Here is a 23,668-nt window from a genome sequence, read left to right as displayed (position 1 = left end):
ATAAAAAATAGTCAACCAGATTACTCTGGCTGACCTTATAATACGAACGGGGTGCTTTAGTTGAACAAGAATTAAACAACCTTATTATTGATTTTTGTCTACAAACACATTTAAATGATTAAAATGTGAGGTGAAGAAATCGTGACACACAAAAAAATCACAGTACAATTTACGATGCTGACATTTTGCATAGCCTATCTTGTGTCAGGTGCTTTGATTGCCCTGGGGCAATTTGGTTATTCGGTTCACAATTGGGTTCACTCGTTACAGCAATTCGGAATGAATATCCCTTTTGCAATCTATATTTTGTCGCCCGCTATTGCTTCATATATCGTTCTGAAGAAAAATAACAAAATAGTAGGTTTCAAGGAATGGTTGAGAACTGTTTTTTATGCCAAAAATAGCATATCTCTCTATTTGTTCGTTGTTGCAGGACTTGCACTGTATTTTGTGATACATATTGCAGTTTCTGGCCACACGGAAATGGTGCTTCCATTTTATGCGTTCTTCCTTTCCCTGCCTGGTAATCTTATTATCGGTGGCTTAGAGGAAGCTGGCTGGATGTACATATTGCAGCCTGAGCTTGACAAAAAATACGGTTTTGTTTTGTCTTCTGTTTTAGTTGGAATCATTTGGATTTTATGGCATATCCCTCTCTTCTTCATTCCGGGGACGAATCACGGAGAGGGACTCGTTAACTTTTGGATGTTTGCAGTTCAACTCATTGCGTTTCGGTTTTTCAACGGGGCAATCTACAAAATATCAGGAAAAGGCCATGTGTTTATGTGCGTATTATTCCACACCATGTTCAATGCGACATCCCCCATCTTCGGCACCATGACTATGACTTGGGTAGGAACCATTGCCGCAAATGCTGTAATTGTTCTTGTTTCAATTGTAACTGTTGTGATATACGACAAAAAGAACAGCCCCACAGTATCTAACAGGGGCGCAAATTAACCTATATCTCCCCTTTCTGAAAGAAATGTGATAGCATCAATGTGTAAGATTGTGAAATGTTGTACTTAAAGTAACGGGTGCTTTTCTTGAAGATTGAGTTGCATATGCAGTTCTTTTTTCTTTATTGAACTAACGGTGCAGAATAATTTAATAAGCTACATTAATGATTCTCCAATGTAGAGATAGTATTACTAAAACTGTTAAATAAGGATTTTTAAATTAAATAAACTTTTGTACTTGAATCTCTAGTAGCGTCACCTTTTATGATGAATTTAGTTACCAAATTAAACGGTAGCCAATAATTTATGCCACTGGAGGTAGGACGATTGAAAAAGGAAAGTTTATTTAACAGAGTGCTAGCAAGTTTAATGCATTTATTCTCACTTTTATTAACTTTTATTTTACCAATTTTAGTATATTTGGTATCAAAGGGTAGGAATGATTATTTTGCCCATCACGCAAAAGAAGGGATGAATCTTCATTTTACTTTTTTTCCGATTTTACTAATATTAACTTTTGTATCTAAAAAAATAAATATGGTTTCTATTCTATCTTTTTCACTTATTATTCTAGAAACGATATTAATTTTAATTGCCACTATTTATACTTTAAAAGGAAAAAGGTTTTCTTACCCAGTTATTAGATATTTTAAGGTATAGAAGATATCTTCTACTTTCTAAACGAAAAGCTTTTCAGTGAGGTGATGATGTTGAATAAAAGTATATTTACTATAGGAGAATTTGTACAGAAGTCTGGTGTTAGCATCAGAACTCTTCGATATTATGACAGTATAGATTTATTGAAACCAAGCGATTATACAGATGGGGGACATAGATTATATACAAAAGAAGATTTAACTCTATTACAAAAAATTAAAGCTCTACAGTTTTTAGGTCTTTCGCTAAAAGATATTAAAAATATGCTGGAAGAACATACTGTTGAAGGTGAAATTTTAATAAAATCTTTAACTTATCAAAAGAAGTTATTTGAAGCGAAAAAACTTGAGATTGCCAATACTATATCTGATTTAAATCATCTCATTGAAACAACAGAAGGTGTAGAAATCGTTAATGTTAATGTGTTTTGCTCAATGCTTCAAAAATTAATATTTGAAGAAGATAATGAGAAGTGGCTTAAAGAAAACTTTTCTAAGGATATAAATGATCCATTGTTGAATATCACTAAACAGGAAGAAATTGATTTAGACAAAAAATGGAATACAGTACTTACCAAAGTAAAACAATTAAGTTTTACTAAAGCAGAACCTTCCTCAAAAGAGGCACAAGAAACTATAGAAATACTCCTAAAACTAATGGATGAAACTGCAAAAGGAAAATTAGATTCAATTAAAGAAAAGTTGCCATATACAGAACCAATTTCATTTCCAAGCCCTTTTACCGAAAAGGAGACAGAATTTTTAAAAGAAGCTATAAATTGTCGTCAGAATAATAAATCAATTTAATATTGAACAAATAGATACCTTCAGTATAAAGTTTGTGAATGAATGTACTTAAAGTAACGAATGCTTTACTTGAAGACACCGATTGTTTAATAAGCCAGTTTATCAAAAACTGCATCAGTTAGTTTTTATTCTAATATCTCCCTGTAATAAAGATAAATAAGAAAAAACTTGACCAAAATAACCCAAATAAAAATAGTAATAATCTTTTAAAGCGTATTGGAGAAAGATTGAATACTAAATTAACTACTACCAAGATTAAATCTGTCGCACCCATAATAAATAACATTTCTATATCTTTATTTTTTGAGTATATTGCAAAATACATTAATAGAAATCCAACCAATATCATCAATGACATCATAATTATTGCAATCAAATTTGTTAGTTTACTCCTTGTTTATTACATAATCAATACTAACAAAAAGCATATAATTAATTCACTGGATAAAAATGGACACAACTAAAAACATATCTTTACAAAAGAATGAAAACTAAAGTTCTTCTTAAACTAAACCACCCTATTATTGAGTAAGACATGATAAAACACAATCGTTACGAACAGAATCATAAAAATGATGTTGGGACAAAAGAAAATGTTAGACCGATTTTATTTCGATCTAACATTTTTTTGATTCAGCCAGGAAGGAACACTCTACCCATTGAAGCGAAAAAGTTATCTTCTATTTTCGCCGTTTTTCAAAATAATCGAGTTCTGTCCCAGCCTAAGGTTATTTTGGTGATTGTAACTTATGTGCCACAAAACGTTCGATATGGTTGGTTAGTTGGTGTTGGTAATGTTGCGTATTCCTGCTGCTCCTTACAATGTGCAAAAGGTTGAGCAAGAGCATCCAATAATCGCTTCATTACGCTATAGTCTCCCTGTTCAACAGCAGCTTCTAATGCTTCTTCTACACGGTGATTTCGTGGAATAACCGCTGGATTATGCTCGCGCATTAATTGTTGAGACATATCTTTTGTTTCTTGCTGTCTTTCTAGTCTTGCAAGCCAGTTTTTATGCCATTCTTTAAATTCATTTGTAGTAAATAACGTTGATTCATTAAATTTATCGAAGGTTAGTGCGATAAATGTATTCGTATAGTCTGCCTGATGTTGCTGCATTAATTTTAGAAGCTCTTCAATGAGTGCCACGTCCTGATCTTCTTCGTTGAATATCCCCAGTTTTGCTCGCATACCTGCTAGCCAGTTTGCAAAATACAACTGCGGATATTGTTGTAGTGTCTCTTGAGCTAAGTGTATAGCGTCTTCTTGATTTTCATGGATTAACGGTATTAATGATTCAGCCAGTCGTGTTAAATTCCATCCTCCGATATTAGGCTGGTTCCCGTAAGCATAACGTCCTTGTCGATCAATAGAGCTAAATACTGTCGCTGGATCATAAGCATCCATGAAAGCGCAAGGACCATAATCAATCGTCTCACCACTAATGGTCATATTATCTGTGTTCATGACACCATGAATAAAACCAACTAGCTGCCATTTTGCGATGAGAGATGCTTGTTTCTTTATAACTTCCTGTAAAAGGGTCAGATATCGATTTTGAGCTACATCAGCTTTAGGAAAATGACGTTCCAAAGCATAATCCGCCAAAGCTTTTAGCTCTTCTTCTGATCCAAAGTTCGCTGCATATTGAAAAGTCCCAACTCGCAAATGACTGCTTGCAATACGCGTTAATACTGCGCCAGGAAGCTCGGTTTCGCGGAGGACAATTTCGCCTGTAGTCACGACAGCTAAACTTCGAGAGGTTGGAATACCGAGTGCATGCATGGCTTCACTAATAATATATTCCCGTAGCATGGGACCAAGTGTTGCTCTGCCATCTCCGCCACGGGAATAAGGCGTTCTTCCTGAGCCTTTTAGTGCGATATCAAAGCGTTCATGAGTTGATGTTAGTTGTTCACCTAATAACAGTGCTCTTCCATCTCCAAGCATATTAAAGTGACCAAACTGATGCCCTGCGTAAGCTTGGGCAATGGGCATGCCACCAGTCGGATTGTTGTTACCTGCAAATATCGCTACCGCTTCCACGCTTTGCAAAGCATCGACGTTTAATCCAAGTGCATTAGCAACTGATTCGTTTAACATTATCAATTTTGGTGAACGGACTGGATTTAAATTGATTGATGAATAAAAAATGCTTGGTAGGCGAGTATAGCTATTATCAAAATTCCATCCTATTGTATTGTCCATGTTTTCTCCTTTGTTATGTTTATATTTATTTTTTCTACTTAATCATAAACAATTCATAGCCATTTTTACCATCTAATCTTCAACAATTGGTCCTGAATAAAATAAAAAACGCTTAGAGTTTCTAAGCGTTTTGTTACATCATTTTCGCATAAACTTGTGGGTGGAAATACAGCTATTATCATCCGTCAAGAACTTTACTTCAAAATACGTGTCTTCAGCCTCTACAAGGGCAAAGCTTTTTTCTTTACGGCCACGAGGTTTTAATAAACTCCCCGGATTTAAAAATAGCACACCATCAATCATTTCCGCCCCAAGAATATGGGAGTGACCAAAGCACGTAATTTGTGCGTTTACCTCTTTGGCACGATATGATAAAGATAAGATTGAAGTTTTAACATTGAATAAATGGCCATGTGTTGCAAAGACTGTTACATCCACTAAATCGAATACTGCTTCATCAGGAAAAGCTATATCGATGTCACAATTTCCACGTACTTTCTTCATGCCATCCAGTGCTTTATGTGAGAAAGGAAGCTCACTATCTCCACAGTGAATCAAAGCATCGACATTTGGGTAAAAGCTACGAACTTTTTCAATCACATTACTATCGCCATGTGTATCACTCATAACCAGTATTTGCATGGATATCACCTCTTATTTTATAAGATTAGGTAATTGTTCCTTCAACTTACGAATCGCATTTCCGCGGTGAGAAATTGCTCCTTTTTCATCGGCTGTTAGCTCTGCCATCATACGGTTTAAGCTTGGGACAAAGAAGACTGGATCGTAACCAAATCCGTTTGTACCACGTTTTTCGTGTGCAATGACACCTTCACAAGTACCAAAAACTGTTGTCGTTTCAAAACCAGGTCCTGCAATAGCGATGCAACAGCAGAAGCGTGCAGTACGCTTTTCATCTTCGACATTTTTTAGGTTTTCTAACAACTTAACCATGTTTGCTTCATCATCATGATCACCCGCATAACGTGCAGAATAAACACCAGGTTCACCATTTAGTGCATCTACAGCTAAGCCACTATCATCAGCAATAACAATTGTGTTTAGCTCTTTTGCCAATGCTTCTGCCTTTAAGATTGCATTTTCCTCAAAAGTAGTGCCTGTTTCTTCTATTTCCATCTCTGGGGCAACATCAAACATCGTTACTACTTCATAACCAAGTGGACCAAATAACGCTTCGAAATCTTTTGCTTTTCCTTTATTTTTCGTTGCAATGACTACTTGTTTCATGTTATTCATTTCCTCCCACTTTGTTAGCCAATTCACCTAGTGTCTCTTTTTGAATTGCAATCAATTGTTGAATACCTACTTCACCTAACGCCAGTAGTTCATTTAACTCTTCACGAGAAAAGGTTGCTTCTTCACCTGTCCCTTGTAGCTCAACAAAGCGTCCTGCTCCTGTCATGACGATGTTCATATCTACAGCAGCAGCGACATCTTCAACGTAGTTTAAGTCTAAAATTGCTCCATGATCCTCTACAATACCAACACTTGTTGCAGCTAAATAGTCTGTCACCGGGAATTTTGCTAATTGTTTTTCTTCTGCAAGCTTAGCAATTGCCTGTGCCATCGCTACAAATGCTCCTGTTATTGAGGCTGTACGCGTCCCCCCGTCAGCTTGAATCACGTCACAGTCAATCCACACAGTACGCTCACCAAGTGCTTCTAAATCAACGACAGCACGTAATGCACGACCGATTAATCGTTGAATCTCCATTGTGCGGCCATTGACTTTGCCGCGAGATGATTCACGTGCTGTACGCTGTGCTGTTGCACGAGGAAGCATCGAGTATTCTGCAGTGATCCAACCTTTGCCTTGTCCACGTAAAAACCCAGGAACCTTATCCTCAATCGTTGCTGTACAAATTACTTTCGTATTGCCTACTTGAATTAACACTGAGCCTTCTGGGTGCAATAGATACTCACTATCTATTTTCACAGGACGCAGTGCATCTATATTTCTTCCATCAAATCTTGTCATATTTTTCGTTCCTCCTAAAATCTTTCGCGCACTCATCTTAACATAATTTTCACCTTCAAAAAAGTGCTCGGTTCCTTATATAAAAAGCTAAAAACGGCAAAAATCAGCCTAGCCCCTAGCTAAGCTGATTTTTTATTTTAATGTCATACGTTTTATATGAAGAGTACCTTGCTCAAGCCAACTTTCAGCAATCGAACGGAAAATTGGAACAGAACCAGTTGCATAAAATTTATGGGCAGGCACAGCGTCTGGGTCAGCCAAAGTACCATTATACGCAAGCATTTCTTGAACATCCTTTGCTGTTTCCTCTGCAGAAGAAAGCACAAAAACTTCTTCTCCTACAACAGCTTCAATTTGTTTTTGCAAAATTGGATAGTGCGTACATCCTAATATGACCGTATCAAATTGTTCATTTTTCAACGGCTTTAAGCCTTCCGCTATTAATTTATTTGCAAATTCACCTTTATATTCGCCACTTTCTACAAGTGGTACGAATGTTGGGCAAGCCAGCGGAATTATATGTGTTGACGTATTCAATGATAGTAAGGCTTCCTCATACGCCCCACTTTTAATTGTTCCTTCTGTTGCAAGCACAACGACTTCATGTCGCTTCGTTTTCTTTACAGCTGCACGTGCGCCAGCATTAATAACGCCTAGTACCGGAAAAGGCATATTTCTTTGTAAACTTTCGAGTGCTACTGCAGTCGCTGTATTACAAGCAATGACGAGCATTTTGATATTCATTTTTTCTAGTGCTTTTGCCATTTGCCAAGTGAAATTTCGTACTTCTTGACGACTTCTTGGACCATACGGACATCTTGCTGTATCACCAATATAATAGATCGTTTCATTTGGTAATAGCTTCATTATTTCTTTTGCTACGGTTAAACCGCCTACTCCTGAGTCAATAACGCCTATCGGGGCATTCATACTTTCCGCCTCAATCCTGTTTCATGTGTACATGTAGTTTTTCTAAATAGCTTGATAATTGCGCGACTTCTTGTTCATTAAAACCAACAAGCTTCTCTTGTAAATATTGCTGTCTTTTTTCAATAACCTCTTGAATAATACGTTCGCCCTTCTCGAGAAGATGAACAACAACGACACGACGATCATTTTCGTCACGCACTCGTTTGACTAATTCATTTTTCTCCATTCGGTCCACTAAATCTGTTGTTGTACTAAAAGCTAAGTATAATCGATTTGACAGGTCGCCAATTGTTATATCTCCAAGCTCCTCTAACCACTGTAATGCAACAAATTGTGGCGGCGTAATCGCATATTGTGAAACAATCTCTCTTCCTTTTTGCTTCACTATCGCCGCTATATAGCGTAATTCCTTTTCAACCGTTGCAACGGTTTCAGGTGAGTGTTTTGTTACTTCATCCGACATATAACTATTTCACTCCTAAAAATACGTTGAATAGTTCTATTTTGTCGTTTTTTTTCTGAAATAGCAAGTGTCCATTTAGTCTAATTTGAATTCTTCTAAGCGTAACAGCTCAATTAACGCCTGAGATCGATTCGTTACACCTAACTTTTGAATTGTATTGGAAATGTGATTTCGCACTGTTTTTTCACTAATACCAAGTTGCTCTGCAATATCCCTCGTTGTTTTTTCAGCTAATAAAAGCGCAAATATTTCACGTTCTCGGTTCGTTAAAAGAGAACGATGATGAGAGCCATTCATTTTCAGTTACACCCTCCTCCCCCGCACGTATTGTAACTTATGTTAAGGAATGAAGAGCGGTGACGGCTATTTTCATGAATATCCCGTGTTTCCTAAAAAAAATCGGAAATTGCTTCCATACATTAATAATTTTTATGTAAAAATGCAATTTCAAGCGTAGAAATCATTGTTTATACTTCCTTCCCTGAATTTTCCACAATCCGTTTCCAATACTATAGGAACACCAAGCTTGCTAAATGAGTTTTTTCTTCTTCAGATATAGGTACACTCTTCCCTGTCCGAGGGTCCATTTGCACTACCGTACCACGCCCCGTAAAGCAAACTTCATCATGTTGATTTTTCGCCAAGTAATGAATATCCATTGATGAATTTCCTACTTTCGCTATCTTAGTATAAATTCTTAGCACGTCATCAAAGAAAACCTGCTTCACGTAATCACACTGTAAGTCGGCTACAATCGGAATCCCCTCTACATGTTCATCAATTGCTGATGGCATTAGAACACCTAAATGACGGAAATAATCGATTCGTGCTTGTTCAAAGTATGTAAAGCTAACTGTATTGTTCATATGACCGTACATATCCGTTTCTGAAAAACGTACACGGACCTCAATAAAAAATGAAAAATCCTTTGCCCATTCCTGAAAATCTCCGATATAATTTGCTTTCATCTTAACCATCCCCCTAATTTTCATTCGCTTCTTCCCGAAACAACAGATGGAATTAGCAAGTCATAAATGAATATACATTCATTATATAGGAAAACACTATATTATCATAGAAAATCCATATTTTTACTCGTTAAAACTTATTTTTTGTACAAATCAATGATTCCTATTCTAATTTTGGGTATTTCGATCTTTTTTTTGTTGTATTGAAGTCCTCATATTTAGTTTATTACTCTTTCTAAAAAAAGCTCCCTTTTGAATCCCCTATAATGCGAAACATTAATGGGGAGTGGTATCAATCAAGCACTATTCTACAAAATTATTTAATATTTTTTATATAGAAAAACTCCCTCACACATTGAGTGTAAGGGAGTTAAGAATAAAGCTTGTACTATTAGTCAACGTAGTGGTCAGAACCGAAGAAGTTACGGAACATTTGCACAGTAGTTGCACGGTTTAATGAAGCAATAGATGTTGTTAAAGGAATACCTTTTGGACAAGCAGCTACACAGTTTTGTGAGTTACCGCAGTTTGCAAGGCCTCCATCACCCATGATTGCATTTAAACGTTCATCTTTAATCATTGCACCAGTTGGGTGAGTGTTGAATAGACGCACTTGTGATAATGGCGCTGGTCCGATGAATGAAGCTTTTTCAGACACGTTTGGACATGCTTCCATACATACACCACAAGTCATACATTTAGATAATTCATAAGCCCATTGACGTTTACCTTCTGGCATACGTGGACCTTCACCTAAATCATAAGTACCATCGATTGGAACCCATGCTTTAACTTTTTTAAGTGCATTGAACATACGTTCACGGTCAACTTGTAAGTCACGAATAACTGGGAAAGTTTTCATAGGCTCAAGTTTAATTGGCTCAGTCAATTGGTCAACAAGTGTTGAACAAGATTGACGTGGACGGCCATTAATAACCATTGAACATGCACCACAAACTTCTTCAAGACAGTTCATATCCCAAGTTACTGGAGTAGTTTTTTCGCCATTTTCAGTAACAGGATTTTTTTGAATTTCCATTAAAATAGAAATTACGTTCATACCGTGACGGTAAGGTACTTGGAATTTTTGCCAGTAGCCATTGCCGCCTTTTGCATCTTGACGTAAAATTTCCACTTTAACCATTCTTCCAGTATTAGCTGCGATATTCATAATTCTCAGTCTCCTTTCGCAGAGTAATCACGTTTACGTGGTGGAATTAATGAAACGTCAACTTCTTGGTACGTGATAATTGGATTACCAGTAGTTGGGTCAAATTTCGCCATTGTAGTTTTTAAGAACTGCTCATCATCACGGTTCGGGAAATCTGGTTTATAGTGTGCACCACGAGATTCGTCACGTAATAACGCACCTTTTGTCATTACTTTCGCAAGGTAAATCATATTTTTCAACTGACGCGTAAAGTGAGCACCTTGGTTACTCCATTTTTGAGTATCGTTGATGTTAATGTTTTCCCAACGTTTTTGGAATTCATCAAGTTTGTTTAATGTATCTTCAAGTTGGTCGTTATAACGTACTACTGTCATAGTAGCAGTCATCATTTCACCAAGCTCTTTATGAAGTAAGTAAGCGTTTTCTGTGCCGTCCATTTTCATGATAGCATCCCACTTAGCTTGTTCTTCTTGAACGCGTGCATCATAGATTTCTTGTGGAAGATCTTCAGCATGCTTTTTAAGATGTTTAACATAGTCTACTGCGTTTGGACCAGCAACCATACCACCATAAATAGCAGATAATAATGAGTTCGCACCAAGACGGTTTGCACCATGTTGAGAGTAATCACATTCACCTGCTGCAAATAAACCAGGAATTTCAGTCATTTGGTTGTAGTCAACCCATAATCCACCCATTGAATAGTGAACTGCTGGGAAAATTTTCATTGGTAATTTACGTGGATCATCACCTACGAATTTTTCGTAGATTTCAATAATACCACCAAGTTTTACATCTAATTCATGTGGATCTTTATGTGAAAGATCTAGATATACCATGTTTTCACCATTGATACCTAGTTTTTGGTTCACACAAACGTCGAAAATTTCACGTGTTGCAATATCACGTGGTACTAAGTTACCATATGCTGGGTATTTCTCTTCTAAGAAGTACCAAGGTTTACCGTCTTTATAAGTCCAAATACGTCCACCTTCACCACGAGCTGATTCTGACATTAGACGGTTTTTGTCATCTCCAGGAATAGCTGTTGGGTGAATTTGAATGAACTCACCATTCGCGTAAGTAGCACCTTGTTGGTACACGATAGAAGCAGCAGAACCTGTATTGATTACAGAGTTTGTTGTTTTACCGAAGATAATACCAGGGCCACCAGTTGCCATAATAACAGCGTCTGCACGGAATGATTTAATTTCTTCTGTACGCATATCTTGCGCTACGATGCCGCGACAAACGCCGTCAGGATCGACTACTGCACCAAGGAATTCCCAGTGCTCATATTTATTAACTAAACCAGCTACTTCGTGAGAACGAACTTGCTCGTCTAGCGCGTATAGTAATTGTTGACCAGTTGTCGCACCAGAGAATGCTGTACGGTGGTGTAATGTACCACCAAAACGACGGAAATCAAGAAGACCTTCTGGTGTACGGTTGAACATTACACCCATACGGTCCATTAAGTGAATAATACCAGGGGCTGCATCACACATACCCTTAACTGGTGGTTGGTTCGCTAAGAAGTCCCCACCGTATACTGTATCATCGAAGTGAATCCAAGGAGAATCCCCTTCACCTTTTGTATTTACCGCACCATTAATTCCGCCCTGCGCACATACAGAGTGTGAGCGTTTTACAGGAACTAATGAGAATAAATCAACTTCAGTACCAACTTCAGCTGCTTTAATCGTTGCCATCAGACCAGCTAAACCGCCGCCGACAACAATTATTTTGCTTTTCGCCATGATTATTTCTCACTCCTCTTAAAAAATTGCAATGATTGCCATATGCTCTATAGTAGCTTCTATTACATTAAGCAAAAGCTAAAATAGCAGCCACACCAACTACACTTAGAATTACAAAAATAATGTTTGTTACATAAGTAGCAATCTTTTGAGACTGAGGAGATTGTGTAATACCCCAGCTTACTAGGAATGCCCATAAACCGTTAGATAAGTGGAAAGTTGCTGATATAATACCAACAATGTAGAACCCAAGCATGAATGGATTAGAAACAATATTCGCCATCATGTCGTAATCAACTTCTGTACCAAGCGCTTTTTGAATACGAGTTTGGAAAATATGCCATGCAATGAAGATCACTAAGAATACACCCGTGAAACGTTGTAATGAGTACATCCAGTTACGGTATGTGCTGAAACGTCCCGTATTTGGTGTAGCAGTGAATGCAATGTAGACACCATAAAATGCGTGGAACATTAATGGAATATAGATGACAATCCATTCAACTAGGATAAGGAATGGAATCTTTTCCATATTAGCGGTAGCTGCGTTGTAACTTTCTGCTCCGCCTGTTGCTGTAAAGTTAATTAACAGGTGCATCGTTAAGAACAGACCTACTGGAATGATACCAAGTAGAGAATGTAAGCGACGCAATAAAAACTCTCGATCTTTCGACAAGACTGTTACCCCCCTTAGTACTTAAAATAGCACAACTAAAGAAGTCATCATTTTGTAACTGATACTTCATTGACTGTGTATTTCATCATGGTACAATATTATGACATGTTTATTGTACTCTCAAGAGCTACGAGCGTCAAGGCAACTTAAAGTTTTTCACATTCCTTATTAAATAAGGAATCTAGTACATGATGCATCGTTTTTTCTCGAAAAATCTATCTTTACTTTATCAGTGTCAAATTTTAAGAAAATTCTAAGAAAGAAGGCTTTCAATGTTAAACACTTCATCTCCTACAATCTCAGCATTTGGCTATGAGATAATTCGCGATTATATTTTATCTTCCATTCTTGGTAAACACGAAGGTGATGTCCTTTACTGGGCAGGAAAAGATCTAGCTCGGAAGTTCCCCTGTACAAGTCAAGATGAACTTATCGCATTTTTCGCAGATGCCTGTTGGGGTAATTTAGAGCTTGTCAAAGAATCGAAGGATGGACGCATATTCCAGTTGACAAATGATCCAGAACTGATACAAATCGGTCTTCGTAGCTTTAGACTTGAAGCAGGATTTATAGCTGAACAAATCCAGCAAACAAAAGGTTATTTAACAGAATGCTATGATGAAAAACATGAAAAGCATCAGAATGTTACATTTACAGTAAAATGGGACGTTAAAGAGAGAATCATGAACACCGTTCCTACAGAATAAAACGAAAAGGATTGCCATCCCAAATTTATGGATGACAATCCTTTTTATGTATGCATATAAGTTGATTAAAATGAAGACTGGACGCCCCCAGGATGCTTTGCTCTGTGCGAAAGCGAAGCGTCAGCGATAAAAGCGCCTAGCCGGAACGGAAATCAAGCCCCTCGTTATGTTTACGAATCACTTTTCTAATTTATAGTTGTGCACGTCTTTCTTTTAAGAGCACATCTATTAACGAAATAAAAGCTTCTAAAATATTAAGTGACTGTTGAATCATTTCCTCTAAGTTACTAATCGACAGTTCATTTACTAATTTTTGTGCGGCCATATGTACTAATTCATGAGGTTGTTCTATATGAAGATATTCTGGTAAATTCTGATATTCCTCAAAATGTCCATAATACCATTCCCCAAACATACATTGATGATGCGTCTTTAAAGTTTCTTTATGGCCAGCCTTTTGAATAGCATTTCGCAAAAAGCTAGCATGATCCATTAACCTTGCCGCCAATTGGCTAACTACTGTTTGTTCTGAGGGCTTTCTGATTGTCGGTACAATAGCTTTTAACATTTCAGATACTTGATTTTGTATAATATCCGAGAAGTCACTAGTATGTGATAGTTCCGTCGTTGTTTCCGCTAAACGACCTACAGCTATTACATTTTCTTCAGATGCAGCTGTTATTTGATGAATGCCATGTGCTGCTTCTTCAATATTTTTACTTGTTACAGTCAAGTTAGCAATATTGTCCTTCATGATACTTAAAAAGTCAGTTAAATAATGTTCGACTTGTTTAATATTTGTCATTGTATTATGTAGTTTCTTATCAATGACTGCTCGAATCTTCGTCATTTCCTGCAATGAACCTTTCGAGCTGTTGGCTAACTTCCCTACTTCCATCGCGACAACATTAAAGCCCTTTCCATGCTCACCAGCTCGTGCGGCTTCAATAGAGGCATTTAAGGATAGTAGTTGTGTTTGATCGGCAATACCGGTTACCCCTTTACCGATATCATCCATTTTAGTCATTTCATCATACAATTGCTCTGTTGAATGAGCTCCTTTAGCCAACAGCTCCTGAACCATTTCGCCTTTCGAAATGGACGATTCCATTTCCTCTACTAGTAATATGGAGTGCTGTTTTATTTCTTGAATATTTGTATTAACATTTTGCTCAACCGTAAGCATCTCTTCTGTATTTGATGACATTTCTTCACTCATTGCGGAAATATCCCCTACACTCGTTGAGACATTTTGAACCTTTAAAGCCGTTTGAAAATTAATTAACTCCATATGCGCTAGCACAAAGTCTAAAATCGCATTTTTCACATCAATGCTTTCCTGTTCAAGTTCCAATTCTAAAATTCGCTTTTTTAGTATTTGTATTTCTAAATCGTTTTGTCTCTCAACACTTTCATCCATTGGTTTTTGAAATAAACCGAATAATACCATACAAAACTCCCACCTTCCCCTTGGTAAAACATGTCACATTTTATTATATAACAATAGGATTGGATAAAATATTAAATTGATGTGAACAAAAATAGATATGCCTATTCTAGAAGATTCATTTTAAGTGAAGTGGTTGATTGGAGTGGAGGCTGGGCTACTCCTTGGGGATCAGCGTCACAGATGAGACCATGGAGCGAGCAGGCAGAAGAACGAAGGCTAAAAACATCACATCCTGTGATAACGCCTTCGTGATCAACATCGTGCTGCTACCGCTACGTTAACACTATGCTTTCGCGCAAAAAACATCTGTTGGCCCAAGCGGCTCATCGGACACCCCCAGGAAGCTATGCTCTGCGCGAAAGCGAAGCGTCAGCAACAAATGTTTTATCTGTGCGAAAGCGAAGCGTCAGCAACAAATGTTTTATCTGTGCGAAAGCGAAGCGACAGCAACAAAGAGCACAGCCGGAACGGAAATCAACCCCTCGTTTTGCCATAGAGCCCTATTTTATTTAATATGACATATAAATTTCATTGACATAATAGTTTTTCATCAACATGGAAAGATGTGCCTTTTACTGACACATCCTCTTCAACATTATATGTAAAGCGCTTGTTCTAAGTTAAATTCATCATGTAAAGCATTTGCAGCACGAATCATTTCGTCCTGAGGAACAACGACAGACACTTTTATTTCAGAGGTACTGACCATTTTTACAGGGATACCTTCATGACGTAGACGATCAAACATTCGGGCAGCCACCCCTGGATTAGATGCCATTCCTGAACCAATAATAGAGACTTTTGCTAAGCCGATTTCAAAATCAGCAAAACTAAACCCTAATGATAATTTACTATCTTCTAGGACACGTAATGCTTCAGCGAATTCCTCTTTTAAAATGGTAAATGATACAGTTGGCTTTAAGCCATCAATTATTGCTTGAACAATTATATCGACGTTTATGCGATTTTCTGCGAGTATAGTGAACATATCTGCTAATGAAGCATTGGAATAAGCATCATAACCAACTGTTAAGCGAATAACGTCTGACTCATAGGCAACACCACGTACAATTAAATTTTTCTCCATTTCAACTTCCTCCTTCAATAAAGTACCTACTGTATCTATTTCGCTCGACCGAATGATAACTGGGATTTGAAACTTCTTTGCTAACTCTACAGCTCTTGGGTGTAAAATTTGTGATCCTAAGTTTGATAGCTCTAGCATCTCATCGTAGGAAATTTCTTTTAACTTTTGTGCCCCAGTAACATGACTAGGATCAGCTGTATAGACTCCCTCCACATTCGTGTAAATATCTACCCGCTCCGCCTTCAATTTTGCTGCAATAGCGATAGCCGACGTCTCCGCCCCACCTTTACCTAACGTCGTAATATTCCGTAAATTATCGATACCCTGTTCCCCAGCAACGACTACGATTTTCCCCTGTACTAAATGCTCTTCTATTCGAATAGTATTCATCTCATCAATACGGGCATTGCTATACATAGCATCGGTTTCAATGCCAGCCTGCCAGCCAGTTAATGACACTGCATCGTATCCTTCCTCCTGTAAAGCAATTGCCACTAATGTACTTGTAAGTTGTGAGTTTGTTGAAAATAGTGCGTCCAGTTCACGCTTAGATGCGTTGTCTGATAGATCACGAGCCATCTTTGCTAATTCTTTAGCCATCCCCCTCATAGCTGTGGTGACAACCACAACATCAAAACCTATTTCTTTTTCTGCAATCGCCTTTTTCGCAACATTTTGAATGTGCACTGTTGATGCTAATGTAGCACCACCAAATTTCATCACAATTCTCGCCATCTTTATCATTCTCCTTCGTATTCAATCATTTCACTGATTATAAAGTAGCTATACTATTTGTAGCTCTTCACCAAAATAACGCTGCAATAGCTACCTTGAAAAAAGGTTGTCTCTAGAAAGCAAAAAAGGCAACCCTCACATAATGTGAAAGCTGCCTATAACATGTACAATAAAAGTAACTTGCGCATGTGTGATAGCTCTCCGAAACAATTAGAATCGACAGTCTTACATCTCTTAAATGTAAAACCAGCACAGCATCGGAAACAACGATGCTTCACTTCGGCAAGTTTCCCTTTCATACATTTTCACTGGACTTGCTCGTCCTCAAACGTACTACTCTTAAACCTTGCACCTCTATCATCACTAAATAGTGAATGTATTTAATTGAACCTTAGTGAAGAAATTTCCAATTTAATAAGTAGAAACTACTGAAAAGCTAAGGCATGGTATACAACATTGCTATATTGTAGAGCAATGTTATATACAACCTTAGCATACGTCTAATCCTTTGACAATGTCTCTTATTGAAAATCAATTTCTCCTTGGTGTAATTGCGTCCGGAGGCTTTAGGCCCAACGTGATGTTGGTCACTCAGTCGTTGCCACAGGACGTGGCGTTCTTAGACTGAGTTCCTCTATTTCAGTAGTAGGTGTGTGTACACCCACCGGAAAGGTATTCCCTCTGAATTTATTTCACCACCTTTAGAGGTGGGAGTCTTCTGCTGAATGAAAATAAGCATAGATATTGTTAGCTAGATTAGCTGGCATCCCTGCTTCCTGTAATGCCTGTATACTTGCCTCACGAATTTTTTTGACAGAGCCAAAATGCTTAAGTAATTGCTGTTTTCGCTTTGGACCAATGCCTTCTATTTGATCGAGGGCAGATTGTATAGCATGCTTCTCGTGCTGTTGTCGTAAGAAGGTAATAGCAAAGCGGTGTACTTCGTCCTGAATTCGTTGCAGTAAGTAGAATCCATCGCTTGTGCGCTTTAACGCAATTACTTCAGCTGGATCACCAAATAAAAGCTGTGACGTATTATGCTTTTCATCTTTTGCCAATCCGGCAATCGGAATGACAAGGCCGAGCTCATCTTCTAACACTTCTCGTGCGACTTCCATTTGCCCTTTCCCACCATCTATTAGTACTAAATCCGGTAACGGTAGACCATCTTTTAATACGCGTGTGTAACGACGACGAATTACTTCCTGCATCGCCCCGTAGTCATCGTGCTTCGCAGCGGTACGTGTCTTGTATTTTCGATACTCCTTCTTCGCGGGTTTTCCATCGATAAATACTACCATTGCAGATACAGCATCTGTCCCATGCATATGACTATTATCGAAAGCTTCAATCCGTAAAGGCGTGGAAATGCTCATAGCTTCACCAAGCGCCTCACAAGCTCCTATAGTGCGTTCTTCCTGACGTTCAATAAGTTGGAACTTCGCAGCTACAGCAATTTCAGCGTTTTTCGTCGCTAATTCAACTAGCTCTTTTTTTTGCCCACGTTTTGGTGTCAGTACCTTAACTTCTAGTAATTCCGTTAAAATATCTGCATCAATAGATTGCGGGATAAAGATTTCCTTAGGCTTAATGTGCTCTAGCTTTTCGTAAAATCGTCCAACAAACGTTAAAAATTCCTCTTCTGCTTCTTGATAAATTGGGAAAATCGAGACATCTCGCTCGATGAGCTTTCCTTGACGGACGAAGAAAACTTGAACACACATCCAGCCCTTCTCAACTGCATAGCCAAATACATCGCGATTCGTTGTATCATTTGAGACGATTTTTTGCTTTTGCATGACTGTATCGATATGTGCAATTTGATCCCGAAATTCCTTTGCACGCTCAAACTCTAAATTTTCTGCGGCCGCTAGCATTTTTACTTCTAGCTCCTTTTTGACTTCCTCAACCCCACCATTTAAAAATTTTGTCATATCCTCAATCATATCGTTGTAAGTTTCAGCTTCAATATCCTTCACACAAGGGGCTAGACATTGCCCCATATGATAATATAAACAAACCTTAGTAGGGAGTTGTACACATTTCCGCAGAGGATATAAACGATCTAGCAGCTTTTTCGTCTCACTTGCTGCATACGCATTCGGATATGGACCAAAATATTTTGCTTTATCCTTTTTCACTTTTCGTGTTGTAATAAGACGTGGATGTTTTTCATTTGTAATTTTTAAATACGGATACGTTTTATCATCCGTCAGCATAATATTGTACTTCGGGTCATGTAGTTTTATAAGATTAAGCTCTAAAATTAAAGCTTCAATATTCGAGGATGTCACAATGTACTCGAAGTCTTCTATTTCGCTTACAAGTCTCTGTGTTTTCCCTTCATGCGTACCAGTAAAATACGAGCGTACTCGATTTTTCAGCACTTTCGCTTTCCCGACATAAATAATGGTTCCTTGTCGATCTTTCATCAAATAGCAGCCAGGCTGATCTGGTAAAATTTCAAGCTTTCGTTTAATTAAATCATTCATCGCCTACCTGCCCCCCTTTTCTTAATACAGCGTTCATCCCCTAAATACAACTATACATACCGTATTGTCTCCTATTTCCAAGGATAACGTTTTGCTTTTTTCTATATTATATAACGAAAAAAAGCCAAGCACATCTTATTGATGGCTTGACTCTTTTTTTCTTACAGATTAAGCATGTTTTGCGATAAATGCTTCTAACGCTTCTTTTGGTTGGAAACCAACAGTTTTATCTACTAATTCACCGTCTTTGAATAAAAGTAATGATGGGATAGACATAATTTGGTATTGCGCTGCAGTACCTTGGTTGTTATCTACATCTACTTTTACAATTTTAGCCGCACTACCTGCAGCATCCATTTCTTCAAGAACTGGTCCAATCATTTTACATGGTCCGCACCAAGCAGCCCAAAAGTCTACTAGTACTAAACCTTCTTTAATATCGTCTTGGAAAGTTGCATCTGTTGCATGTACAATTGCCATTTGAAATCCTCCTTAAACTTACTATGTTTGTAGTATAGCATGGATAAATTCTCTTGAGCGAACAATCTGCCTAGTATGCAAAATTTATGAAAAATAAGGTCGAAAAAGGCATTAAGATTTGTTATTTAGCCTCATTTTCTTGAAAACGACCTCTCAAGACATACGTTAATGTAATAAAGAGATAGATAGCTAATGTAATACCCGTTACGACAATAGATGTTGTAAAAATAATACCAATCAGGATTGCACTTAACGCAATAATAGCTATCCAAGTTGTATAAGGGAACCATTTCACAGCATAGGCACTTGTTTTTTCCGGCTGTATTTTACGCGATTTCAGATGCGCAATCGCAATAATTAGCCAAATAAATAACACAGTATATCCTAGTGAACCCATTAAGAAATCAAAAGTTTTACTTCCCGCAAATAATGAAAATATTACAGCCATATATAGAGCTAACGTACACATTAATATGGCATATACCGGCACTTTTCTTTTTGATAAATGAGCAAAGATTTTAGGAACACGCCCGTCCACAGCTTGTGTATACAGAACACGTGATGAACCATAAAGTCCCGAGTTCATTGATGAAATAATGGCAAGTAGAACAACAGCGTTCATAATATGGTCAGCACCAGGAATCCCAATCATTTTAAAAACCATTACAAACGGACTTTCTGGCACCCCGTTTACTTCATTCCAAGGAATCAAGCTAACGATAATAAAGAAAGGAATTAAATAAAAAGTCACAATACGTACTAATGTACTGCGAACAGCTTTTGGCACTACTTTCTCTGGATTTTTCGTTTCAGCTAATGTAATACCGATAATTTCAGTACCACCATAAGAATAAATAACTACAAGCATTGCTGCAATCAACCCCATTGATCCGTTCGGGAAGAAACCACCGTGCTCCGTTAAATTAGAAAAACCAACAGCTGTATGATTACCAAAAGTAACAAGCAATAAAATTAAACCCGCTATAATGAACACCACAATAACGGTAATTTTAATTAACGCTAGCCAATATTCAGTTTCAGCAAAGACTTTCACCGATAACAAGTTAATGGCTGTAACTAACACCGAAACAGATAATGCAAGTATCCAAATTGGATAATCAGGCAACCAATACTGAATAAAAATTGCTGCAACTATAGATTCCGCAGCAATATTTAACACCCACATTTTCCAATAAATCCAATCTAGAAAATAAGCTGGATACTTTCCTAAAACGGCTTGCACTAAATCTCTAAATGTTCTCGCTTCGCTATTGCGGACTGCCATTTCTGCTAAACCTTGCATAACAAATAGCAGAATAATCCCACCAATTAAGTACGCAATAAGTACTGATGGCCCTGCCATATCAATAGCTGTACTGCTTCCCTTAAACAAACCTGCACCGATGGCACCACCTAAAGCCATCATCGTAATATGCCGTGAGGTCATCGTTCTCTTTAATTTCTGACTGTCATTTCCCATTTCCTTACCTCCTAAAATCAACAAATGCGCTAATGTGCTCGTTTACATCCGACAAACGCTGGAGAGCCCGAAGCAAAAGTAAGTGCTCTTCCACCTTTGCCCGAGGATCGAAGCGATCTCGAGAATGTAGCACCATAGCCTAGACGCAAAAAAGGCATATCGTCTGTTCCTTCATTATCAAATGAAAGAAGAGACGATATGCCATAGCAAACCGCGGTACCACTCTAATTGGTTCTTTAAGAACCCTGCTTAAAAACCTAATAACGAAGGTTAACCGTCCAACAAATAGAATATTCTGCAAATTCCATTTATCTTACCGCTCCTAGGCAAGTTCAAAGTCTTATTGGACTGCGTCGCACCTACCCGCAGCTCTCTTCACCAAATAATGAGCTTTTACTACTCCTAATCTTTGCGTTTCTTTATAAAAATCAATTATGCCTCGGCATAATTGCGTCTGGAATCGGCTTTGTGCTTAGGCCTGCGTGATGCAGGTCAGTTAGCCGTTATCGCATGGATGCGATGGTTTTAGGCTAACATCCCCTAAGCACTCCTTTCCGATTCCATGACATCCGCCGGAGGCTTTAACTTTTTTCAGCGGATGTTTGATCCGCTGAAAGAAGTTAAATTAATATTCATCACTATACGTTCTAAATTTAATTATGTCAACATTTTATTTTGCAATAACTTTAAAAACTCAAAAAATTCAACAAAAAAAGCAGGGAAGACAAATCCTCCCTGCGACAAATATCAATTATTTAAGCATTCACTTTTAACGCTTTAAATTCTTCGATTAGAAGAGGCACTACCTCAAATAAATCACCTACGATACCGTAGTCCGCAACTTTGAAAATATTTGCTTCTGGATCTTTATTAATCGCAACGATTACTTTTGAATTTGACATACCCGCTAAGTGCTGAATTGCTCCAGAAATACCAGCTGCGATGTAAAGGTCTGGTGTTACTACCTTACCTGTTTGACCAATTTGTAGTGAGTAATCACAATACTCAGCATCACATGCACCACGTGAAGCACCTACTGCACCACCAAGTAAATCCGCTAGCTCTTTTAATGGCTCAAAGCCTTCCTCAGATTTTACGCCACGACCACCTGCTACAACTACTTTTGCCTCAGAAAGATCGACACCCTCTGAAGATTTACGTACAACCTCTTTAATGATAGTACGAAGGTTTGTAATATCTACAGTAATAGAATTAATGTCACCTGATTTACCGGCTACTTTTTCTAATGGCGCAATATTGTTTGGACGAATCGAAGCTAAAACTAAGCCGTCTTTTACTTTCACTTTTTCAAAAGCTTTACCAGAGTAAATTGGACGGATGAATACAACATCATCGCCAGCACCTTCAATAGATGTTACATCAGATACAAGACCTGCTTGTAATTTACTTGCAATTTTTGGTGATAAATCTTTACCGTTTGCAGTATGACCAAATACGATACCAGTTGGTTTTTCTTCCTCAATTACTGCTAATAAAGCTTGACCATAGCCATCAGACGTATATTGTTTTAAATGTGGATGCTCCACCGTTACAACACGATCAGCACCATATTCAAATAATGGACCTGTTAAGTTTGCTACGGCATCCCCTAAAAGAACACCAACAACTTCACCACCATCTGCGATTTGCTTCGCAGCTGCAATTGCTTCGAAAGAAACATTACGTAAGCTTCCTTCACGAACTTCACCTAATACTAATACTTTTTTTGTCATAGTATATTCCCTCCGTTACCCTTTAAGATTCGATTTGTGTCATCAGATGACTTAGACTACTTTCGCCTCTGTATGAAGTAGGTTTACTAACTCTTTTACTTGAGCAGAAAGTTCGCCTTCAAGAACACGACCTGCTGCCTTTTGAGCTGGTAAGAAAATATCAACTGTTTCTACCTTAACTTCTACATCATCTTCATCAATATCTAGATCATCTAATTCAAGTTCTGCAAGCGGTTTCTTCTTCGCTTTCATTATACCTGGTAAAGATGGGTAACGTGGCTCGTTTAAACCTTGCTGAGCTGTTATTAAAAGTGGTAAAGATGTCTCGATAACTTCTGAGTCACCTTCAATATCGCGTACAATTTTCGCAGATGTTCCGTCAATTTCAAGTTTTGTAATTGTTGTTACATAGTTAATGCCTAGTAAATCCGCAACACGAGGTCCTACTTGACCAGAGCCTCCGTCAATTGCAACGTTTCCTGTTAAAATTAAATCAGCATCTTTATCTTTTAAATATTCAGCTAAAATAAATGCTGCTGCATTTTGATCTAATTCATCTAGATCATCTTCTGTATTAATAAGAACCGCTTCATCTGCTCCCATTGCAAGAGCTGTGCGTAATTGCTTCTCTGTATCTTCTCCACCAATTGACACAACTGTTACTTTACCACCAGCAGCGTCACGTACTTGGATTGCCTCTTCAATGGCATATTCATCATAAGGATTGATGATGAATTCTGCGCCATCCTCTTGGATTTTACCACCCGACACAACGATTTTTTCTTCTGTATCAAACGTACGTTTAATTAATGCAAAAATATTCATATATCCATACCTCCTGAAACGTTTTTTATTTCTAAGTAAACTTATAAATATTATATATTTTCAGTGTCGATAACGTCGATAA

22 protein-coding genes, 1 riboswitch and 1 other annotated feature are annotated in these 23,668 nt (G+C 37.8%); of the genes, 4 read left to right on the top strand and 18 right to left on the bottom strand.

Going from position 1 to position 23,668, the window contains the following annotated elements; genetic code table 11:
- Positions 1 to 141: 141 nt before the first annotated feature.
- From ACFVT8_RS01360 to ACFVT8_RS01350, 3 genes are all read left to right on the top strand, one after another.
- The gene (locus tag ACFVT8_RS01360) at positions 142 to 960 is read left to right on the top strand and encodes a CPBP family intramembrane glutamic endopeptidase (RefSeq protein WP_387082292.1); all 819 of its coding nucleotides are present in this window, start codon (positions 142 to 144) and stop codon (positions 958 to 960) included.
- 326 nt (positions 961 to 1,286) lie between these two features.
- Positions 1,287 to 1,619: a magnetosome magnetite crystal formation protein family gene (locus ACFVT8_RS01355; protein ID WP_387082293.1), complete on the top strand. Its 333-nt coding sequence runs from the start codon at positions 1,287 to 1,289 to the stop codon at positions 1,617 to 1,619.
- Positions 1,620 to 1,666: 47 nt separating this feature from the next.
- Positions 1,667 to 2,422 (top strand): MerR family transcriptional regulator, encoded by a 756-nt coding sequence (locus ACFVT8_RS01350; RefSeq protein ID WP_387082556.1) that lies wholly within the window; start codon positions 1,667 to 1,669, stop codon positions 2,420 to 2,422.
- A 747-nt stretch (positions 2,423 to 3,169) separates the two neighbouring features.
- Here the strand turns inward: ACFVT8_RS01350 and ACFVT8_RS01345 are convergent.
- The 11 genes from ACFVT8_RS01345 to ACFVT8_RS01295 form a co-directional block, all read right to left on the bottom strand.
- Entirely contained in the window at positions 3,170 to 4,630 is a 1,461-nt protein-coding gene (locus ACFVT8_RS01345; RefSeq protein ID WP_387082294.1) for a protein adenylyltransferase SelO, read from the bottom strand.
- 138 nt (positions 4,631 to 4,768) lie between these two features.
- Entirely contained in the window at positions 4,769 to 5,272 is a 504-nt protein-coding gene (locus ACFVT8_RS01340) for a metallophosphoesterase (protein WP_387082295.1), read from the bottom strand.
- A 12-nt stretch (positions 5,273 to 5,284) separates the two neighbouring features.
- Positions 5,285 to 5,878 (bottom strand): XTP/dITP diphosphatase, encoded by a 594-nt coding sequence (locus ACFVT8_RS01335; RefSeq protein ID WP_387082296.1) that lies wholly within the window; start codon positions 5,876 to 5,878, stop codon positions 5,285 to 5,287.
- Position 5,879: 1 nt separating this feature from the next.
- A complete protein-coding gene (rph, locus tag ACFVT8_RS01330) occupies positions 5,880 to 6,629 on the bottom strand; it encodes a ribonuclease PH (RefSeq protein WP_387082297.1) in 750 nt (249 codons plus the stop codon).
- Positions 6,630 to 6,761: 132 nt separating this feature from the next.
- Positions 6,762 to 7,559 carry a glutamate racemase gene (gene racE, locus ACFVT8_RS01325; RefSeq protein WP_387082298.1) on the bottom strand — a complete coding sequence of 266 codons (798 nt, stop codon included), beginning with the start codon at positions 7,557 to 7,559 and terminating at the stop codon, positions 6,762 to 6,764.
- A 10-nt stretch (positions 7,560 to 7,569) separates the two neighbouring features.
- The gene (locus ACFVT8_RS01320) at positions 7,570 to 8,022 is read right to left on the bottom strand and encodes a MarR family winged helix-turn-helix transcriptional regulator (protein WP_053484913.1); all 453 of its coding nucleotides are present in this window, start codon (positions 8,020 to 8,022) and stop codon (positions 7,570 to 7,572) included.
- Positions 8,023 to 8,097: 75 nt separating this feature from the next.
- Positions 8,098 to 8,319 carry a helix-turn-helix domain-containing protein gene (locus ACFVT8_RS01315; RefSeq protein ID WP_004226437.1) on the bottom strand — a complete coding sequence of 74 codons (222 nt, stop codon included), beginning with the start codon at positions 8,317 to 8,319 and terminating at the stop codon, positions 8,098 to 8,100.
- Between the two features lie 212 nt (positions 8,320 to 8,531).
- Positions 8,532 to 8,990: an acyl-CoA thioesterase gene (locus ACFVT8_RS01310; protein WP_387082299.1), complete on the bottom strand. Its 459-nt coding sequence runs from the start codon at positions 8,988 to 8,990 to the stop codon at positions 8,532 to 8,534.
- 391 nt (positions 8,991 to 9,381) lie between these two features.
- Positions 9,382 to 10,161 (bottom strand): succinate dehydrogenase iron-sulfur subunit, encoded by a 780-nt coding sequence (gene sdhB, locus ACFVT8_RS01305; protein ID WP_100542882.1) that lies wholly within the window; start codon positions 10,159 to 10,161, stop codon positions 9,382 to 9,384.
- Positions 10,162 to 10,166: 5 nt separating this feature from the next.
- Positions 10,167 to 11,921 (bottom strand): succinate dehydrogenase flavoprotein subunit, encoded by a 1,755-nt coding sequence (gene sdhA, locus ACFVT8_RS01300; RefSeq protein ID WP_387082300.1) that lies wholly within the window; start codon positions 11,919 to 11,921, stop codon positions 10,167 to 10,169.
- 67 nt (positions 11,922 to 11,988) lie between these two features.
- Positions 11,989 to 12,597 (bottom strand): succinate dehydrogenase cytochrome b558 subunit, encoded by a 609-nt coding sequence (locus ACFVT8_RS01295; RefSeq protein WP_049667570.1) that lies wholly within the window; start codon positions 12,595 to 12,597, stop codon positions 11,989 to 11,991.
- Positions 12,598 to 12,869: 272 nt separating this feature from the next.
- Here ACFVT8_RS01295 and ACFVT8_RS01290 point away from each other — a divergent pair, with 272 nt between their 5' ends.
- On the top strand, positions 12,870 to 13,304 hold the full coding sequence (locus ACFVT8_RS01290; protein WP_387082301.1) for a YslB family protein: 435 nt from the start codon (positions 12,870 to 12,872) through the stop codon (positions 13,302 to 13,304).
- A 190-nt stretch (positions 13,305 to 13,494) separates the two neighbouring features.
- Here ACFVT8_RS01290 and ACFVT8_RS01285 read toward each other — a convergent pair whose 3' ends face one another.
- The 7 genes from ACFVT8_RS01285 to ACFVT8_RS01255 all read right to left on the bottom strand — a co-directional run bounded on the left by ACFVT8_RS01285 (position 13,495) and on the right by ACFVT8_RS01255 (position 23,586).
- Complete coding sequence (locus tag ACFVT8_RS01285) at positions 13,495 to 14,754, bottom strand: methyl-accepting chemotaxis protein (protein ID WP_387082302.1); 1,260 nt, start codon at positions 14,752 to 14,754, stop codon at positions 13,495 to 13,497.
- A 595-nt stretch (positions 14,755 to 15,349) separates the two neighbouring features.
- Positions 15,350 to 16,576: an aspartate kinase gene (locus tag ACFVT8_RS01280; RefSeq protein WP_387082303.1), complete on the bottom strand. Its 1,227-nt coding sequence runs from the start codon at positions 16,574 to 16,576 to the stop codon at positions 15,350 to 15,352.
- 186 nt (positions 16,577 to 16,762) lie between these two features.
- Positions 16,763 to 16,941, bottom strand: a riboswitch (Lysine riboswitch).
- A gap of 336 nt (positions 16,942 to 17,277) precedes the next feature.
- Positions 17,278 to 19,068, bottom strand: coding sequence for an excinuclease ABC subunit UvrC (gene uvrC / locus ACFVT8_RS01275; protein WP_387082304.1), 1,791 nt, complete (start codon positions 19,066 to 19,068; stop codon positions 17,278 to 17,280).
- Positions 19,069 to 19,236: 168 nt separating this feature from the next.
- A complete protein-coding gene (trxA, locus tag ACFVT8_RS01270; protein WP_004226420.1) occupies positions 19,237 to 19,548 on the bottom strand; it encodes a thioredoxin in 312 nt (103 codons plus the stop codon).
- 121 nt (positions 19,549 to 19,669) lie between these two features.
- Entirely contained in the window at positions 19,670 to 21,028 is a 1,359-nt protein-coding gene (locus ACFVT8_RS01265; protein ID WP_387082305.1) for an amino acid permease, read from the bottom strand.
- Between the two features lie 186 nt (positions 21,029 to 21,214).
- Positions 21,215 to 21,447, bottom strand: a binding site (T-box leader).
- Positions 21,448 to 21,783: 336 nt separating this feature from the next.
- On the bottom strand, positions 21,784 to 22,761 hold the full coding sequence (locus ACFVT8_RS01260; protein ID WP_387082306.1) for an electron transfer flavoprotein subunit alpha/FixB family protein: 978 nt from the start codon (positions 22,759 to 22,761) through the stop codon (positions 21,784 to 21,786).
- 51 nt (positions 22,762 to 22,812) lie between these two features.
- Positions 22,813 to 23,586 carry an electron transfer flavoprotein subunit beta/FixA family protein gene (locus ACFVT8_RS01255; RefSeq protein WP_387082307.1) on the bottom strand — a complete coding sequence of 258 codons (774 nt, stop codon included), beginning with the start codon at positions 23,584 to 23,586 and terminating at the stop codon, positions 22,813 to 22,815.
- Positions 23,587 to 23,668: the final 82 nt, after the last annotated feature.

The organism is Lysinibacillus sp. NPDC058147 (assembly GCF_042884205.1).
Classification (GTDB): Bacteria; Bacillota; Bacilli; order Bacillales_A; family Planococcaceae; genus Lysinibacillus.
The sequence above is the reverse complement of the archived record's forward strand: the minus strand, read 5'-3'. Positions and strand labels throughout refer to the sequence as shown.